Origin of the sequence: Pseudoalteromonas sp., assembly GCF_036960685.1 — a bacterium.
Taxonomy (GTDB): Bacteria; Pseudomonadota; Gammaproteobacteria; order Enterobacterales; family Alteromonadaceae; genus Pseudoalteromonas.
Map to the genome: position 1 here is coordinate 1 of NZ_JBALXK010000037.1, position 18,393 is coordinate 18,393.

15 protein-coding genes are annotated in these 18,393 nt (G+C 41.6%); 7 read left to right on the forward strand and 8 right to left on the reverse strand.

The genetic code is table 11. From position 1 onward, the window contains the following. Positions 1–479 precede the first annotated feature (479 nt). Genes V7783_RS20040 through V7783_RS20050 form a run of 3 tightly spaced genes read left to right on the forward strand, consistent with a single transcriptional unit; the run spans position 480 to position 7,284 of the window. On the forward strand, positions 480–1,712 hold the full coding sequence (locus V7783_RS20040) for an EAL domain-containing response regulator (protein ID WP_335680243.1): 1,233 nt from the start codon (positions 480–482) through the stop codon (positions 1,710–1,712). Next, entirely contained in the window at positions 1,709–3,325 is a 1,617-nt protein-coding gene (locus tag V7783_RS20045) for a response regulator (RefSeq protein ID WP_335680244.1), read from the forward strand. Before V7783_RS20040 ends, V7783_RS20045 begins: the two co-directional genes overlap by 4 nt. Next, positions 3,322–7,284, forward strand: coding sequence for a transporter substrate-binding domain-containing protein (locus tag V7783_RS20050; protein ID WP_335680245.1), 3,963 nt, complete (start codon positions 3,322–3,324; stop codon positions 7,282–7,284). The genes V7783_RS20045 and V7783_RS20050 overlap by 4 nt, the downstream gene beginning before the upstream one ends. A 59-nt stretch (positions 7,285–7,343) precedes the next feature. Here V7783_RS20050 and V7783_RS20055 read toward each other — a convergent pair whose 3' ends face one another. Next, positions 7,344–8,717 carry a GAF domain-containing sensor histidine kinase gene (locus V7783_RS20055; RefSeq protein WP_335680246.1) on the reverse strand — a complete coding sequence of 458 codons (1,374 nt, stop codon included), beginning with the start codon at positions 8,715–8,717 and terminating at the stop codon, positions 7,344–7,346. A 324-nt stretch (positions 8,718–9,041) separates the two neighbouring features. On the opposite strand from V7783_RS20055, the gene V7783_RS20060 reads away from it, so the two are divergent. Next, positions 9,042–9,932, forward strand: coding sequence for a tetratricopeptide repeat protein (locus V7783_RS20060; protein ID WP_335680247.1), 891 nt, complete (start codon positions 9,042–9,044; stop codon positions 9,930–9,932). Here the strand turns inward: V7783_RS20060 and V7783_RS20065 are convergent. From V7783_RS20065 to V7783_RS20085, 5 genes are all read right to left on the reverse strand, one after another. Continuing rightward, on the reverse strand, positions 9,929–10,249 hold the full coding sequence (locus V7783_RS20065; protein WP_335680248.1) for a hypothetical protein: 321 nt from the start codon (positions 10,247–10,249) through the stop codon (positions 9,929–9,931). The genes V7783_RS20060 and V7783_RS20065 overlap by 4 nt on opposite strands. A gap of 49 nt (positions 10,250–10,298) precedes the next feature. Further along, positions 10,299–11,114 (reverse strand): nuclear transport factor 2 family protein, encoded by an 816-nt coding sequence (locus tag V7783_RS20070; RefSeq protein WP_335680249.1) that lies wholly within the window; start codon positions 11,112–11,114, stop codon positions 10,299–10,301. An 87-nt stretch (positions 11,115–11,201) separates the two neighbouring features. Beyond that, positions 11,202–11,942: a ferredoxin--NADP reductase gene (locus V7783_RS20075; RefSeq protein ID WP_335680250.1), complete on the reverse strand. Its 741-nt coding sequence runs from the start codon at positions 11,940–11,942 to the stop codon at positions 11,202–11,204. 251 nt (positions 11,943–12,193) lie between these two features. Beyond that, complete coding sequence (gene deoD, locus V7783_RS20080; RefSeq protein WP_335680251.1) at positions 12,194–12,901, reverse strand: purine-nucleoside phosphorylase; 708 nt, start codon at positions 12,899–12,901, stop codon at positions 12,194–12,196. Then, complete coding sequence (locus V7783_RS20085; RefSeq protein WP_335680252.1) at positions 12,901–14,133, reverse strand: phosphopentomutase; 1,233 nt, start codon at positions 14,131–14,133, stop codon at positions 12,901–12,903. The genes deoD and V7783_RS20085 overlap by 1 nt, the downstream gene beginning before the upstream one ends. Before the next feature lie 191 nt (positions 14,134–14,324). Between V7783_RS20085 and udk the strand changes: the two genes are divergently transcribed. The 3 genes from udk to V7783_RS20100 all read left to right on the forward strand — a co-directional run bounded on the left by udk (position 14,325) and on the right by V7783_RS20100 (position 17,109). Further along, complete coding sequence (gene udk / locus V7783_RS20090) at positions 14,325–14,954, forward strand: uridine kinase (RefSeq protein ID WP_192542729.1); 630 nt, start codon at positions 14,325–14,327, stop codon at positions 14,952–14,954. A 19-nt stretch (positions 14,955–14,973) separates the two neighbouring features. After that, entirely contained in the window at positions 14,974–16,197 is a 1,224-nt protein-coding gene (locus V7783_RS20095) for a NupC/NupG family nucleoside CNT transporter (RefSeq protein ID WP_335680253.1), read from the forward strand. Between the two features lie 240 nt (positions 16,198–16,437). Then, complete coding sequence (locus V7783_RS20100; protein ID WP_335680254.1) at positions 16,438–17,109, forward strand: substrate-binding periplasmic protein; 672 nt, start codon at positions 16,438–16,440, stop codon at positions 17,107–17,109. Between the two features lie 21 nt (positions 17,110–17,130). On the opposite strand, the gene V7783_RS20105 is transcribed toward V7783_RS20100, so the two are convergent. Next, positions 17,131–17,877, reverse strand: a complete 747-nt coding sequence (locus tag V7783_RS20105) for a substrate-binding periplasmic protein (protein WP_335680265.1) — start codon at positions 17,875–17,877, stop codon at positions 17,131–17,133. Between the two features lie 120 nt (positions 17,878–17,997). Further along, positions 17,998–18,207 (reverse strand): cold-shock protein, encoded by a 210-nt coding sequence (locus tag V7783_RS20110; protein ID WP_016706454.1) that lies wholly within the window; start codon positions 18,205–18,207, stop codon positions 17,998–18,000. Positions 18,208–18,393: the final 186 nt, after the last annotated feature.

Here is an 18,393-nt window from a genome sequence, read left to right on the forward strand (position 1 = left end):
GTTAAGAGGCGCTGCGCTTTAAAGGAAAACACAATGGATCTTATGTAGGTCGTGCTTTAGCGCGTCAATTTTCAATATTAGACATTGTCGCCATGAATGACGACCTACATGGAAGCGCTAAGATTAGCCGCAGCTCGTTGCCCATTGCCCATTGCCCGCAGTATGTAAAATGGTTTTAACTGATTTATGTAAAAAATACTAAATCGGGTGCTGAATGTGCCTGCTTTTCGATACCTTTAACAGCCTTTTTTCCACACTAAAAAACTAGCTGAACGCCTGATTAACAAGGGTTTTTACTGCATTTTGTTTACTTAATGCGCAACAACTAGGTTTTAAAGCGGCTATTTAATATACAGTTGTAATTATTAATAACAAAACCGTTCAGAGCAGTCACATAACACACCGTTCAAATTGATTTAGATCAAATAATATACAGCTCGGATGGTTAAAATATCACCAAACTTACTGAGGGCGTTATTATGATTGATACTGGTATGAATATTTTGATAGTCGATGACCATGCGTTTGTGCGCCGTGCACTCACTACGATGATCAGCCAACTTGGTACTCATCAAATAACCCATGCAAGTGACGGCGACGATGCAATGCGCTTTATTGCAACTGCAATGCCTGACATTATAATTTGTGATTTAGCGATGCCGAATATGGATGGCCTTGCCCTACTAAGGGAGCTGTCGAACCAGCAATTTACTGGCAGTGTTATTTTATCTAGTGCCTCAGATGCGAGCTTACTTCGTGCCGCTGCTAATTTAGTCACCGCGTTTGGACTTAATTTATTAGGTGTGATGCCAAAACCTAGCTCGCAGCAACAGTTAACGCATTTTTTTACGCAACATCAGCAACGTTATACGCATACCCATACAACCTCGCAACTAAATGTAGATAGCAGTAGAGCGGTGTTACAAAACGCGCTGGACAATAAACAGTTTATTCCTGTTTTTCAGCCGCAAATCGCTTTTAGTAGCGGTGAATGTGTGGGGCTTGAAGCATTGTGTCGCTGGCAGCACCCTGATCACGGCTTGCTATCGCCTTACTTTTTTATTGATGAAATTGAGCAAGCGGGTTTAATGGCGCAATTAACCTTGTCGATAATTGCGCAAAGTGTGCAGGCGCTGCAAGCTTTACCTGCGGAGTTTGCAAACACTAAGCTATCAATCAATTTAACGCCATCGTGTTTAACCAGCGACATTATTAACACTATTTTGGCAGATCAATCTCTAATGGCCCTTGCCAAACAAAAGCGAATTTCGTTTGAAATAACAGAGCAAACAGAATTACTCAGTGACAGCTTGTCGTTAGAGCTGCTATCGCGTTTGCGGATGAATGGTTTTAACTTATCAGTCGATGATTTTGGTACCGGCTATTCATCGCTACAACAGCTAAGCCAATACCCTTTTAACGAAATAAAGCTCGACCGCAGCTTTGTATCGCAGGCCACTAACGATACGCAATCTGCGGCGATTGTGGATATGGCGATTCAATTGGCAAACAAACTGCACATGAAAGTCGTGGTTGAGGGCGTTGAAACGCACGCTCAGTGGCAATGTATGCAACTGCTTGGCGCAGATATTTGCCAAGGTTTTTTATGCGCAAAACCAATGCAGCCGCACAAACTTGTAGCGTGGCTGCCTTTATGGGAAAACAGCTATAAAGTGATCAGAGCACAATCTTCTGAAGCATTAAGGGCGTGAGCTTTCTCGCTGATAAACGCGTGTTAGTGGTTGACGATAGTAGCTTAATTTTATCTGCAATTAAGCTAATGCTGCTAAAAAAAGGGGCGCAGTCGTCTAATATCATTCTGGCAAAAGACGCTAAAACAACCATTAACGCCTGCCAAACCCGCGCCTTCGATTTTATCCTATTTGATTACAATTTAGGCCAAGGTGCCGATGGCCTGCAACTACTTGCCTATTTAACGATGGCGCAATTAATTGCTAAGCATTGTGTTATTTACATTGTCACCGCCGAACAAACCCGCCAGGTTGTGCATGGCTTTAGTGAATGGAACCCTGACGGCTACTTAGTTAAGCCCTTTAATATTAATCATATTTTGCCGCGCATGGTGGCGTGTTACAAAAAAAAGCAGGCATTAATCGAATTAGAAGCACACTTTTTAAAAACCGGAATGACTGCCGCGAGCAACTACTTGCAGCGCTTACACGACAAACCTTACTACATAGATTATAAAATACAGTTACTAACGTGGGATGGGCAGATCACAGCCGCAAAAGCCTTGTTGAGCACTCGGATGGCTGAGGGAGATGTTACCGCTGTGCTCAATTATGCAAACTGGTTGTTAGCTCAAAACGCTCCTGTTGACGCATTTAGTTTGGCCCAGCCATTGCTATCGGATAACCGTTTACGGCTCAGCGCATTGGAAGTTTGTGCCTATAGCTGCTTAACACAAGGCAAACTGCAACACGCCTATGATTATTTGAGCCAAATGAATGAAATATCTCCAGCTAACCCGCAGCGGTTATTGATCCAGTTTAATCTAGCAACAATATTAAACAACTATGAGCAAATGCAGCAAAGCGTTATCCGCTACCAAAAAGCCACCCGCCATCTTAGCTGGCTGAATATTGACTGCCAATTTAATCTATTACGGTGCTTGTTAGTGCAATTAGAAGCGTTAGCTAAAAATACCGCTGACGCTGCGTTTACTCGCCTTGAACGCGATTACTTACAACAACGTTTGCTGATATTGCAAAACCCACGAGCGGCGCACATTCAGAGTATTCTGCACGTTTTAGATGCTCGTTTGGCGCTATGTAAAAACGAACGCCAGCAAGCAGTTCAAATAATAGCGCGCTACACTGAGTATGAACGCTATATTGAGCTACCTTTTTATTGCCAACTTGATATTGTGCATTTATATCGCCGATTAATGCGCCCTTTGCCAAGCTTTATTGCGCAACTGGCTAAACCAGAGCAGAGCCAGGCTTTGTTATTACAAAATAGTTTGCGCTACACAACAATGTATCAGCAGCAACTTAATGCGCAGCTTCGTTCAATAAAGACCCTTGATAGTAAAGGATTACATATGCAAGCAGTTCATCTTTGCCTAAATACCGTTGATAAGTATGGTATTAATATCAGCCTTGCGAAAGCCTTAATTCGTGGTTTTAGCAAAGCAATCCCGCTGGATATCGCGCCTGTAAAACTAAAACATTATTACCAATTAGCAAAGCACTGCTTAACCACCAATACAGCACAACAAAATAATGAGCTGTACTTTAAATACTGCCGCTATATTGAATCCACGGTTGCTTTTTTACACACTGATATTGAGGTCGCGGTATGAGCAAACGATACGCTTATTCAATATTAATACATGCGGTTAGCCTGATTTTTCTGTGTATTAGTAGCTTTAATAGCTATGCTCTGGATAAGCCTGTAGAGCCACTGCTGGACAAAAAAGTACTCTTAGTGGGCGCACTGAAAGCGAACCATATTCCTTATTTTGCTATTAACGATGACAACCAAATTGCTGGCTTATACCCTGAATACATTAAACATTTAGCGCATTCGTTGCACCTACAAGTACAATACCAAATTTATGATTCGGTGACTGAACTTGAAACGGCGGCACAAAATAAGCGTATCGATATTGCCTTGGGATTACAATTAACGCCACAACGCGCAGATTACCTTACCCTCAGCCATACTATTTTATCTACCCCTCGTAATTTGCTACTTAAAACAGAACTGGTAAGTAAACCTTTTATTTTAAAAGATAAAAACAATATAAAGTTAGCGGTCTCAAAAACTGATGTACAAAAAGACTACATCGCTAAGCAGTTTCCTAACCTTGAAATATTTGAGCTACAGCATCAAAACGATATTATCCCTGCACTCACCTACAACTTAGCTAACGCGCATTTTAATGATTCATTAACCAATCAATATTTGGCGTCAACCCTCTCGCCGGGGTCATTTACTGTTGTAGCCCAAGATACGATTGCTGATAAAAAGTGGCATATCCCCTTATTAAAAAGTAATACGGCGCTCAATCAAAAAATTAATGCGCTAATTGATAAAACCGATCCTGTGACAATCTCAACGATGGTATCCCACGCCAGTAAATGGCAACGCCGCGATAAAAAGTCGGTGATGTTGGTCACGCCCAGCCAACAAGACTGGTTGGCTCAGCATTCGGTGTTGCGCTATACCACTTTAGCTAATTGGCATACCATTACGATGCGCGATAAAGCAAATAAACCAATGGGCTTATCAATTAGCGTGTTAAATCGTATTGCAACGTTACTGGGGGTGACCTTAGAGTATGTGCCAAGTAGCTCCTATGAAGACGCTATGGCGCTGTTAACGGCCGGTAAAATCGATATTATTCCAGCGATGCTGCGTACCAACGAGCGCTCGGCTTTAATGAATTTTTCAGACCCTTACCTCAGTACTCCTTGGAGTTTAGTCACGCTGAAAAATAGCTCACTTAATATTACTAAGCTACGCTATGGTAACTATAAAATTGTTTCGCCAAATGGTGATTACGCCAGAGCAATTCTGCAAGATTACTTTCCTGAGAGTCAATTTAATGTTCAAGGCAGCATGGAAAAAAGCCTGCAATTACTGAACAATAACAAGGTTGACGCTATATTTACCACATTAGCAACATCACAATCTTGGCTTGCACAAGACACTGAGCATGCTTATAAACTGCAGCAAAACTTTTCGATTAACAACAATATTGATGTGCAACTTGGTATCTCAAAACAAGCGCCACTTTTACTTGAGCTGGTAAATCAAGCGCTGGATGCAATTGGCTATGAAGAGCTTGAATCACTTTCTCGCAGTTGGATTGAGCTTACTGCAAACCAAGGCGTGACGATAAAAAAAATCATCTATTATAGTATTGTTGCCGGTGCGCTATTTTTATTGGTTGTGGCAGGCTTTTTATACTGGAATCAAACATTACGCCAAGAGATCCGTTTTCGGCGGATAGCGCAGCAGCGAGCGTTGCAAGCAGAGCAAAAGCTGACATCAATAGCCAATGCGATACCTGGGGCTGTGGTGCAATTTCGGATTGATAATAAGCAACTAATTTTTAGTTACGCCAGCCAAGGGATTGAGCGTTTTACGCCCTTTAAACAAATCAATTTATCGGCAAAACATACCATCAAAAGCGATGACAGTGATTTTTTTAAATTGATCTCACAACCGCAAATACAGCAGTTAATTAATGCAGCTCAGCAAGCTTTAGAAGATAAACAAGGCATTGATTTTGAGTTTGTGCTTAATGCGCCTTACAGTAATTGGCTAAATTTGGTGGCGTTTCCTACTACTGCAGATGATGACTGCGAATGGAGCGGTGTATTACTTGAGATAAGCCAACGTAAAGAGCAAGAAATCGCACTCAGTGAAGAAAAGACCAAAGCTGAGCAAGCAGCCATTGCTAAATCGCGTTTTTTAGCCATGATGAGCCATGAAATTCGCACCCCATTGAGCGGAGTTATTACCACCGCAGAGCTGTTATCACAATCATCTTTGGATTATCAGCAACGTGATGACATCAATACCATTACAACATCAGCGAATAACTTACTGCATATTCTCAACGATGTATTGGATCATACAAAAATGGAAGAGCAGCAGTTTGCCATTGAAAAAGTAGAATGTGATTTACTCGATATTGTTGAAAATGCAATGCGTGCTCATGTTGCCAATGCCCAAGCTAAAAACTTACAGATGAGTTTTGATTTTGATCCACAACTACAACGCTTAATTGAAACAGATCCGGTCCGTTTACAACAAGTGCTCTCAAACTTACTGAGTAACGCGGTTAAGTTTACTGAGCAAGGAAATATCGCAATTGCGGTTAAGCCACTTCATAGCGATGGCAATATCCAACAGGTAGAGTTTACAGTGACTGATAATGGCCTAGGCATTGCGCAGGAAAATCAAAGCAAGTTGTTTACGCCATTCATGCAAGCGGAAAGCTCTACTAATCGTCAATACGGTGGCACAGGTTTAGGGCTATCAATTTGTCGCATGCTGGTAAACCGCCTTGGTGGTGAGATCTCATTAAAAAGTGACTTGGGTAAAGGCAGTGCGTTTAGTTTTGTGATCCCGCTTGAATCATATGCGGTCTCTGCGTTACCAAAAACACCGTTGCACAAATCATTACTGCTACTTGATGATGGCAGTGAATGTATTAAACAGGTTATGCATTATTTAAAGCGTTGGCAGGTGGCGTTTATTCATGAACCGAACACCAATAATCCAACGGTATGGCTTAACCCGCAACAACACAGTGATTGCGTGATTATTTATCATAACCAACTCAATCATATTCAGCGGTTAAAAACGGCTGATAGCAGTAATGTATGGGTTAAACTGTGCGCCGTGGCAAACAGTGATCTCGATGCCGATTACTTTTTACCCGCCAATCCGTTGTTGCTGTCGCCCTTACTTAATATTCTTGCTAAGGCTTACGATAATCAGTTAATGAACTTTACGGGCACCACACAAGAGCAAAAGATTGTGCTGCAAACCAAACAGCAAGCCATTGCCAGTGGCCGCTTAATTTTGGTTGCCGAGGATCACCCGACTAATCGTAGAGTGATTAAGCGTCAACTCGAAAGCTTAGGCTATCAAGCCGATTATGTTGAAAATGGCGTACAAGCGCTCGAAGCCATTGCAAAGCAAGATTACAATTTACTGATCACTGACTGCCATATGCCGGAACTCGATGGCTACGGACTTACTAAGCAACTGCGCCAACACGGCTGTACTATGCCAATCATTGCATTTACCGCAAATGCATTAACTGGTGAAGCACAGCACTGTATTGAGCTTGGAATGAACGGCTACCTAAGCAAACCGGTGAGCCAAAGCGTGCTACAGGCTAAACTTAATAAATATTTACCGTCCCTCGCGCCAGTGATTGCGCACAGTAACGTACCCACTGACAAGGTAAGCGAAATGCAGTTTAATATTGCTGAATTACAACACATGTTTGGCGCTAAAGAATCTGTATTGGAACTACTTGCAGAGTTTATTGCCAGTGCAAATATCGATATAAGCGAACTTAGTGATGCATACGCCCAAACTGATTTTACACAACTGAGCGCGATAGCCCATCGCTTCAAAGGAGCGGCGCAAATGGTGATGGCAAACACATTAAGTGAACTGGCAAGCGAGTTAGAAGATGCAGCTAAACAGCAGCAAGCTGCATTATGTGAGCTGAAAATAACCGCGCTGAGTGATTGCCTTACAAAGTATAAAAGCTCATTAAATCAATCCTAAAGACTGGTTTATATTACCCGTCACCAGAATAAATCTTCCACAAACGAGCTGTTTTTCACTCAGCTCAAACTAAGGGGAAAAGTAAAGGTGACGGTTATACCTTGCTGCGGTTGGCTGTGTACTTTTACATCGCCTTGCAGCGCTTGAGTTGCAAGGTTATAAACAATCGCCATGCCTAAACCACTGCCACCTTTGCCACGGGTGGTGGTAAAGAAAGGTTCGAACACACTTTGTAAAACGTTAGCCGTCATGCCATGGCCGTTATCGCGATAGCATAACGTATAATTGCCCTGCTGGTTATCTACTTGGACGGTAATGTTGATCTGGTTATTGGTTCGTTCTTTAAAGCCATGCACGCAGCTATTACTTACTAGATTCATAAGAATTTGGCTTAAAGCACCGGATACCGTCACTAAGCTGAGTGTCTCGTCGCAGTCAATTGCAGTGCTGATCTGATAGCTGCGGGTTAATGGCGTGAGGCTATGGATGGTATTAGCCAAATAATCCTTTAGCAGCACAGTACTAATATCTAATGATGATTGGTCAACGGCTGTTTGCTTAAAATTACAGATCAAAGCTGCCGCCCTATCAAGGTTGCTACTTGCGATCGTTAAACACTCATCAATATGCTCAAGTGAACTCATCAAGCTCTTTTTCGATAATGTATTAGCCGCTAGCTGCTGCTTTAGTTGTTTGAGGTTATCGGTTGCTGAACTATTGGCAGTAACGGCAACACCAATCGGTGTGTTTACTTCGTGGGCAACCCCTGCAACGAGATTTCCTAATGCGGCCATTTTTTCAGACTCGATTAGTTTTTCTTGCGTGCCAGTGAGCGCTTCTAAGGTTTTTTGTAGCGTATTGGTGCGCTCAACAACACGTTCTTCAAGGTAGCGATTTGCAGCTTCTAACTCTTGTTTTACTAATCGGCTCTCCTGCGCCGACAGTGCCCGGCCATAAAGATCAGCCAATCCACAAAGAAACGTACATTCATCGTCTGCCCATTGCCGGAAACTTCCGGTGTGTTCACAACAAAAAATGCCGATCATTTTGCCTTTAAAGCGCAGTGGCGCATCCAACATGGAATGAATACCAAGGGGTGTTAAATAATGCTCAGAAAATTCAGATGTAGCGAGATCAGTATGCGCGTTATTAGCAATGATCACACGCTGCGAATCGAGTGCACTAAAATAAGCAGGAAAATTAACCCGCGTTAATATTAATGACTGATCTATCTCGGCATTGGTTTTATCTATCAGTAATTGGCAATGGCACTGGCTATTATCGTTATTGAGTAACCATATACTGGCACGTGCTGTATTAAGGCCGTCTATTATCGCATTTACAATCAATTGCTCTGCAAGCTCTATATAGCCATCATCTAACGCTGATGAAGTAGATACTTTATAAAGTAATTGCACAAGCTGTTGCCGCATTACCTAAACCTTGCCCTATTTATAATCATAACGTTAGTTTAGTTGATGAAATAAAATTCCACCTAAATTTTATAAGCGTTTCTATATTAAGACATTGTTCAGATAGACTTGGGTATTATACAAACTCACTCCTGTTGATACCCCTGACGACTTTATGTTGTTTAAGCAGTTTAGCCAGCTCCCCTTAGAGCTGGTTTTTTTTGCCTGCAATTTAACAATTCTGGTTACTCTTACGATTAAGAGCAACACGCCCTAGTTACTACTAGGCTGTCATGTTACAGTTTCACCCATTCAAACAGTCTCAATTATCGACTAGGCAGCACTATGCATCATTATTTTTTATCCGTTTTACTTCTTTTTGCGACTTTAGGTGCGGCGCCAGTAGTGGCCGAGGAGTCTCGCGCTGAGCCCACCCCGCAACAGCAACAACAGGCGCTCCAAAAACTGCAAGAGCCAATGTATAAGCCATTGATGGAACGCTATATTCTCGATGAACTAAAAGCCGTACGCCAAGATCAGCAAAAATTACGCGAAGATGTCACAAAGCAAGTAACGCATGCTCAACTGGATACCGCTGATCGCGCGCTGACTTACACTACAGATACCATCAATAATGTATTTTTTATTATCACTGCTACCGCTTCTATTTTGGTACTTGTTGGCTGGAACTCCTTGCGTGACGTAAAAAATAAAGTCGAAGATATTGTAAATACCCGGGTTAGTGTGATCACTAATGAATACGAAGCGCGCTTAAATACCTTCGAAGAAAAGCTACGTGAACGCTCTGAAGAAATTTTAAGTAACCAAGAAAAAATATCGGTAACCAATGAGGTTCACTCATTATGGATGCGAGCTAATTTAGAAAGCGATATTGCGAATAAAATTGAAATTTTTGATGAGATTTTAAATCGCAAACCCGAGGATGTAGAAGCCATTGCTTATAAAGCTGACGCACTACTGGAGCTTAACCAAACTGAGCAGGCGATTGAATTGTGTAATCAAGCTCTCGATATAGACAGCGACTATGGTTATGCATATTGGCAGCGAGCGTGTGCGTATGCACTTACTCACAAACATGCAGATGCGTTGGCTGATATTAAAATGTCTTTGGAATATTCGCCAAATTTACGTAACGAGCTATTACATGAAAGTGCATTTGCCAGCTTGCATGACAACGCCAGTTTTAATGCGATTGTTGCTGGCGATAAAAGTTAACGTTCTAAAAAACTATCTATTGCTTGAGTGAGTAGCTCGTCGAGCTGCTCTTCAAACTCATCTTTAGTGGTTTTAAAATGAGTTAAATACGTTTGCACCTGTTGCTCTGACAACAGCCGAGCGTTAATGCTGTATTCCCGCTCAGCCTTACTTTTATCAAACCGTGGCGTAAAGTGATAGTGAGCAAAATAAGGGGCAACTAGTTGCTGATCCGCGTATATACAGAAGCGTTCAATTGTTTGCGCACCTGTTGGCCCTAAACAACCCGGCTCAACACGATAAAGTAACTGAATTTTTTTATCATCGCTAATCTCCATACTCGTTGCGGCCCCTTTATTTACTTATAAAAAGTTTGTCTGTAAAAATCTATCTGAAAAACAGTACTTTGGTAATCTTTCCGTTTTCAACTTGATAGCTAGAGATCAGCTCTGTACGCTTATCAACCACGTTAGGATCGCTTGAACAGGTTTCTGACAATTCATGATCAATAACGATATTGCCGTGCACAATTCGCTTTATAGGTGACGATTTAATACACTTTAATTTTTTAAATACGATCCCGTAACGTGCGATGAGTTTTTCTTTACCTTTAAATAGTAACTCATTTGGAAACGCATAAAACTCAACGTTTTCATCATACATACTGATAAATGCGTCAATATTTTTCGCGTTGTAGGCTTTAATTAATTGCTCAATAACCGCAAGCGACTCTCGCGATTGCTTTGCTTTTACTTGTTGTTTTAAAGTAAGTGCTTCTTTGGCTTGAATAACAGCCTGCTCTGCTTGCGCTACTGCTACTTCTTTTTCTTGTTTAGTTTTAGGGGTATCTGCAGGCTTTGCCGTTTCAGTGCCAAGTACCTTACTGGTATCAACCACTTCGATCATATTTTCTTTATATGGGTCAACAACTATTGGTTGTGTTGGTTCAATATCTGTAGGCGTTGACTGCTCAGCATTTTCAGGCGTTAAGGTGATCACCGCTGGGCTGTCTTGTAATTCATTCTCAGCTGGTTTTTCTACAGAAGCGGGTTCCGCCACTTTAGCCAACTCGGCTTTCTGTTCGGCAACTTTTATCTCAGCTGCTTTTGTTTCAGTGTTAGCTTGTGACTCAACTGATCCACTCTCAGTTGCTAATAATTGCCACGAAAATAACAAACTAACGACAAAAAATAACGGTTTCATACGGTTCCTGAGTAATTTAAGAAACGCTAAAATAACAAAATTTAACGTTCCGCGATAGTTATTTAACCCCAACTGCGGGTAACAAATTTACCAGTATTGCTCCACTGTGATCTGCCCCGGCTCTCGGCGTCGATTACGGCTATAGCCTGTGGTAGTCAAAATCTCACTGGTTTCTTTCACCATATCTGGGTTACCACAAATCATAAATTGCGCAGTACTAGGTGAAGGAGTCAGCTTGCAATAGTTAAATAAGCGCTGATCTGCAATATGTGTAGTGATGCGGCCACTTAAACCGGCTGTAGGCTGCTCGCGGCTGACTACAGGCACATACTGTAATTGTGGGTAAGCTTGTTGTAATTGAATGACTCTTTGCTGATAGCTAAGATCCGCATTTAAACGTACACCATGAACCAATACAATCTCACTAAATTGCTGCCACACATCACCTTGTTCAAGTATAGATAAAAAAGGCCCAATTGCAGTGCCGGTACTGAGCATCCATAATTGCTCGCTAGCAGGGACTTCATCAAGTGTAAAAAATCCACTGGCGCGGCTTTCAATTAATACTGTATCACCCGGTTTAAGCTTGGCTAAGCGCTGTGATAACAAGCCATCTGCGACGTTAATAAGGTAAAACTCTAAATCAGACGAGCTTGGCGGATTCACATACGAATACGCCCGAGCAATGCGCTTTTCATCCATCATCATCGAAAGCTTAGTAAACTGCCCCGCTTTAAACGGCTCTACATCAGCGTTAACGATTAAACTAAATAAGGTATCAGTCCACCAAACAATGTCTTTTACATTCGCCTCAATCCAATTAGACACAATCCACACTCCTTTAATTATTGCTTTGTATAACAGTGGCAAAGGTAATGGGAGGTGTCAATGGTAGAGCAGCTTTAAGCTATAAGTTTTAAGCTGTAGATTTTCATCACTGACAGCTTATAGCTGATAGCTTACGGCTTGTTTTATAAAAAAAGCCGCCTAGGGTTACTAGGCGGCTTTGGAGGTTAGTCTCACTGTATTTGGGCGTGTCTCCAAACGAGTGAATACGTTACCAAGGAACTTTTTGCTTATTACGCTTCGATTGACTCAAGCGCAATTTTAACCATTTCATTAAAGGTGTTTTGGCGCTCATCGCTTGGCGTTGCTTCACCGGTGATCACGTGGTCACTGACAGTAAATAATGCCATGGCTTTTGCGCCATATTCTGCGGCTACGCCATACAAGCCTGCGGTTTCCATATCAACCGCTAACATACCCAATTTATCAAGCTCTTGATAAAAGCTGTTGTCGGCTTGATAAAAAGTATCAGTGGTAAATACATTACCTACTTTCGCTTTAATGCCTAAGCTTTTCGCTGCATTTACGCCGTTTAATAGCAAGTCAAAGTCAGCAATTGCTGAAAAATCATAACCACGTACGCGAGCACGGTTTACATTTGAATCGGTGCTGGCACCTTGTGCGAAGATAACATCGCGAATTTTAATGTCGCTACCAATACCACCACAGGTGCCGATACGAATAAGGTTTTTAACACCGTAGCTAACTATCAATTCACGGGCATAAATTGACATAGATGGAATACCCATCCCTGATCCCATAATACTGACAGGCTTACCTTTGTAGGTTCCGGTAAAGCCATACATATTACGAACACCAGTTACTTTAACTGCGTTATCAAGAAAGTTTTCTGCAATATATTGCGCGCGTAAAGGGTCGCCAGGCATCAACACTGTTTGTGCAAAGTCACCATTATTAGCTTCAATATGCGGAGTACTCATTATTCGTTTCCTTTTACAATTGGTGCCGTTAGCTTATCGATAAAGCCGTCACCATATTCAAGTGCATGTAAGTTAAACCACTGGGCAAGGGTTTGACCTATGTCTGCAAAACTAGCACGTTCACCAAGCGGGGTGTTTTCAAGCCCTGGTTGATAAGCAAGTACAGGTACATATTCACGAGTGTGCTCACTACCCGGGAATGTTGGATCACAACCGTGATCCGCAGTAATAATTAGTACGTCGTCTGGTTTAAGCTGCTTAAGGATCGTTGGTAAATAATCATCAAACTCTTTAAGCGCTTTGGCATACCCTACTGGGTTGCGGCGATGACCAAACTTTTCATCAAAATCAACGAGGTTTGTAAATATCAAACTATGATCCGGCGCTGACGCCATCACCTCAGAGGTTTTTTCAAGTAAATTTTGTAAGCCGGGGGCTTTATGTTTTTGGGTAATACCTTGGTGCGCGTAAATATCTGCGATTTTACCAATGCTTATTACTTCACCGCCGTCCTCTGCTAATTTATCAAGCAATGTTGGTGCTGGCGGTAATACTGAATAATCACGACGATTACCTGTTCTGGCAAAATCTTGATTAGTTGAACCCAAAAATGGCCGCGCAATCACTCGTCCTATGTTCATTTCATCAAGCAGCGCCCGTGTGATTTCGCAGACCTGATAAAGTTTTTCTAGACCGAAAGTTTGTTCATGCGCGGCTATTTGAAACACGCTATCAGCTGAGGTGTAACAGATTGGTTTACCTGTTTTTACGTGCTCTTCACCTAGCTGTTCTAAAATGCTAGTACCTGAGGCATGGCAGTTGCCTAAAATGCCAGGAATACCGGTACGAGCAATTAACTCGTCAATAAATTCTTGTGGAAAACTCGGCTGCGTCTTAGGAAAATATCCCCAATCAAACAACACTGGCACCCCTGCCATTTCCCAATGACCTGATGGTGTGTCTTTACCGCTTGAAAGCTCTTTAGCATAACCCCAAGCTGCAATCGGTGTTTGGCGATCGCTGATCAAGCATGGTTCATTACCTGCGGCTTCACACGCATCAACCAAACCTAATAATGATAAGTTTGGTAATGAAAGGTGTTCGCCAGTTTCTTCTGAGTAGGCTTTGAGCAAATGGGCAAATGTGTTTGCACCCAGATCGCCAAATTTATCAGCGTCAGGAGCTGCACCTATGCCTAGGCTATCTGCCATCAATATAATTGCTCTTGCCATGCTTACCTCGTCTATCCAATGTGGTTACTTTATCTGGTGTTGCTTTTTAGCGTACAGGACATAAGTCCTGTTTCATAAAACCTAAACATTATAAATTTCACTCCTTAAGACGAAGCAAGAGAGATTATTCGTGTCTTTTTTGCTATTGTGATCTACCAACAATGTATCCTTCTGTGTGGATGAGAACTTTAGTGACACGAACAATAATAGCCATTGCTGGCGCTTCTGCGTCGGGCAAATCTCTTTTTAGCCAAACTATTTATAATGAATTGGTTAATGAGCTTGAACCTGGTGCCATCGCCGTGATCGAAGAAGATGCGTATTACAAAGATCAATCGCATTTGCCGTTTGACCATCGTACGCAAACTAACTACGACCACCCTGATGCGTTTGAACATGAGTTAATGTATAAACATTTAACACAATTACGCAGTGGTAAAGCGGTAGAAGTACCTACCTATGATTATGCGCAGCATACTCGCAGTGATAAAACACGCACTGTGATGCCCGCTGAAATACTCATAGTGGAAGGCATTTTATTGCTTAGCGATAAAGCGCTACGTAAAGAATTTGATATCAAAGTGTTTATTGATACACCTCTTGATATTTGCCTGATGCGCCGTATGCAACGTGATATGGAGCAACGAGGCAGAACATTACAGTCTGTTGTTGAGCAGTATCAAGCAACTGTGAGGCCGATGTTTTATCAGTTTATTGAGCCCTCAAAGCACAACGCTGATTTAGTGGTCACGCGCGGTGGTATGAATCGTGTTGCGATTGATATAATTAAAAGTAAAATAAAATATTTACTGCAAAAATAACAACGGGAAATAACTAAACATGACAACATTTATGAGCTTAGTCGGCATGTGCGTGCTGCTAGCCATTGCTTTTGCGGCATCAACCAACCGCAAAGCGATTAGTTTAAGAACGGTTGGTATTGCGTTTGCCATGCAATTTATTATCGGTGGTTTTGTACTGTTTTTTGATGCAGGTAAAAACGCCTTAGTGAGCATGTCAAAAGCCGTATCATCGGTAATTGGTTTTGCAAATGACGGAATAGCGTTTTTATTCGGTCCGCTTGCTAGCCAAGATACCTTAGGGTTTATTTTTGCCGTACAAGTTTTGCCGGTTATTGTGTTTTTCTCTGCATTAGTTGCAGTGCTTTATCACATCGGCATTATGGATTGGATTATAAAAATCCTCGGCGGTGGCTTGCAAAAGCTATTAAAAACATCGCGCACAGAGTCACTATCAGCAACAGCTAACATTTTTGTTGGTCAAACTGAGGCGCCGCTGATTGTAAAACCATTTATAGCAACGATGACTAAGTCAGAGTTGTTTGCCGTAATGGTGGGTGGTTTAGCCACCGTAGCTGGGTCGGTAATGGCCGGTTATGTGATTATTGGTGTTGAGCTTAAGTATTTAATTGCCGCCAGCTTTATGGCAGCACCGGGTGGTTTCTTAATGGCCAAGATGATTGTGCCAGAGACCGAAACACCAAAAGATACGTTAGCCGACTTAGATGATATTGAAGATAAACCAGTTAATGTGATTGATGCTGCGGCATCAGGTGCTGCTAACGGCATGGATTTAGCACTTAATGTAGGTGCAATGTTACTGGCATTTGTAGCACTTATTGCATTATTAAACGGATTGTTAGGTGGTATTGGTGGTTGGTTTGATTACCCAACACTGACGCTACAAGAGATTTTAGGTTATATATTTGCACCGGTTGCCTGGTTACTTGGCGTACCGTGGAATGAAGCAATTATAGCCGGCAGCTTTATTGGTCAAAAATTAGTAGTAAATGAGTTTGTTGCTTATTTAGACTTTATAAATTATCGCGATACGTTAAGCGCGCACACACAAGCGATTGTCACATTCGCGTTATGTGGGTTTGCTAACTTATCATCGATAGCCATTTTACTAGGTGGATTAGGCGGTATGGCGCCTAGTCGGCGAAAGGATATCGCACGCTTAGGGCTCAGAGCAGTGTTAGCAGGATCTATGGCTAACCTTATGAGCGCCGCAATTGCAGGTTTTTTCCTCTCGCTAGCTTAGAAACTTTGAGATGAACCTTAGTTGCAAAACAATAGGATAAAGCTTTAAGGGGTTAAAGCTCTATCTGATTTGAACGATACTTCACCAAGGGCCGCAAGGCCCTTTTATCGTTTTAACACAAAATTTTTATTAGTTTCATCAACCTTTTCTTTGCTATTGTTATACTTAGTACTTTAGGCCTGACTGAGTAAATAAATGCGACTATTCATAATTTTTCTACTTTTTATCAGTATTCATTGCGTGGCGCAGCAAAATTTAACCGTTGTCACCGAGCTATCTCCGCCGAATCAAATGTTGTTAAATAATCAGGTAACTGGCTACAGTACTGAATTAGTAAAAATGATAATTTCAGAAGCTCAGCTCAATGCACCAATCAGCATGTACCCATGGGCACGCGCTTATAAGATGGCAAGTCATAACAGCAACACGTTAATTTATAGTATGGCGCGCACGCCCAAGCGTGAACCGCTATTTCATTGGATAGGCCCAGTTGCACAGTTTAAAATGGGCTTTGTGAAACTTACGCAGCGCAGTGATATAAACCTTGATACCACCGATCAGGCTAAACATTATAAGATTGCGGTACAACGCCACGATCTAGCATCTGAAGTATTGGAAAAGCGTGGCTTCGAGTTGATCCAGACCACTGACATTCAAAAATCATATCAGTTATTACTGGCTAAAAAAGTTGATCTGGTGGTCGACGACGCTAACTATATTGCTTCAATGAGCGAGGAATTAGCTATCAATGCTGATACGCTGACATTTGTTCATACCATCGAAGGATTGACGGTGGAGGGCTATTTAGCTGCAAACATTAATACCGATGAGAAAGTGGTAAAGGCGTTACGTCAGGCTTTTGTTAAAGTCAAAAACACCCCGCAATACCAGCAGCTGATTAATAATAACTAACCTGAACTCTGGTTAACTAGCTTATTTCATATAGCGGTTACGGTAGAGCGCTAAGTTATCTTGCTCTTTGAGTAGCTGTAGTTGTTGGTTAAAACGCTCAACAACTTCAAGTGGTACTGCTTTATTAAACACTAAGTAATTGCCTTTAACTGCATCCACAGGCAGCTCTACGAGCTTTACAACCTCTTTACCACCGTGGCCAAATTGCTGTAATTGATAATCTAGCGTTAATTCAGAACCTAGTATTAAATCAATTTTGTTTTTAAAAAATAAGTTCATATATTCATAGTGATGAGACACTTTTAGAAGGTTTTTATCTTTTTCAAAGCCAATCCCCTCCACTAACTCTGCATAGATATTACCTCTAACAACTCCTAATGTATAAGCGCTTACTTCACTAAGGTTAGTTGGGTTAATGTGTGTATTGCTAGTTAGGCGGTAAAAAAAAGTACGTGACGAAACTAATGGGCCAACCCAATAAAACAGCTCTTCTCGCTCAGCACTGCGCGCAGTTGAAACTAAACCTGAAAGCGGATTTTTTTGCGTTAAGTTGTAGGCGCGTGCCCAAGGTAGTAGTTCAAACTTACACTCCACTTGAGCACGTTCGCACAAAGTACGTGTAATATCAAGATTGATCCCTTGTAGCTGCCCTTTATTAGAGAAGTTATAAGGTGGAAATTGCTCAGTATAAATAGTAATTAATGGTTTTGCGCTGCAAAAAGCCGAAAAAGCGAAACTAAATACGAGCCAAAGAAGTCGGTAGATAATCTATCTCACAGTAGATGATGATAATAGATAGATAATAGGAAGAGGTTAAAGTTACGTCAATTTTCAGACACAAAAAAGCAAGCCGTAGCTTGCTTTTCTTATTCTACCTAGAAGGTAAAATTAAACTGGAGTGATGTTCTCAGCTTGTGGACCTTTTTGACCTTGTGAAAGAGTGAACTCTACACGTTGGCCTTCAGCTAAAGTTTTGAAACCTTCGCTTTTGATTGCTGAGAAATGAGCGAATACGTCTGGGCCATTTTCTTGCTCGATGAAACCAAAACCTTTAGACTCGTTGAACCACTTAACTGTACCTGATACGATGTTAGACATTGTAATATCCTGATATAAAAATAAAATAATTGCTCATATGAGCGGGTGTAGCAAAAAATGGAGATGGTACTTTAAAAACTTCAGGACGGTACTACAAGTATTACTTATACAACATCGAAATGGAGATTTATAGCTTACATGCTTTCTTTCTAGCTGCAGCCCACTATATAGAGTTAATTGGCTATG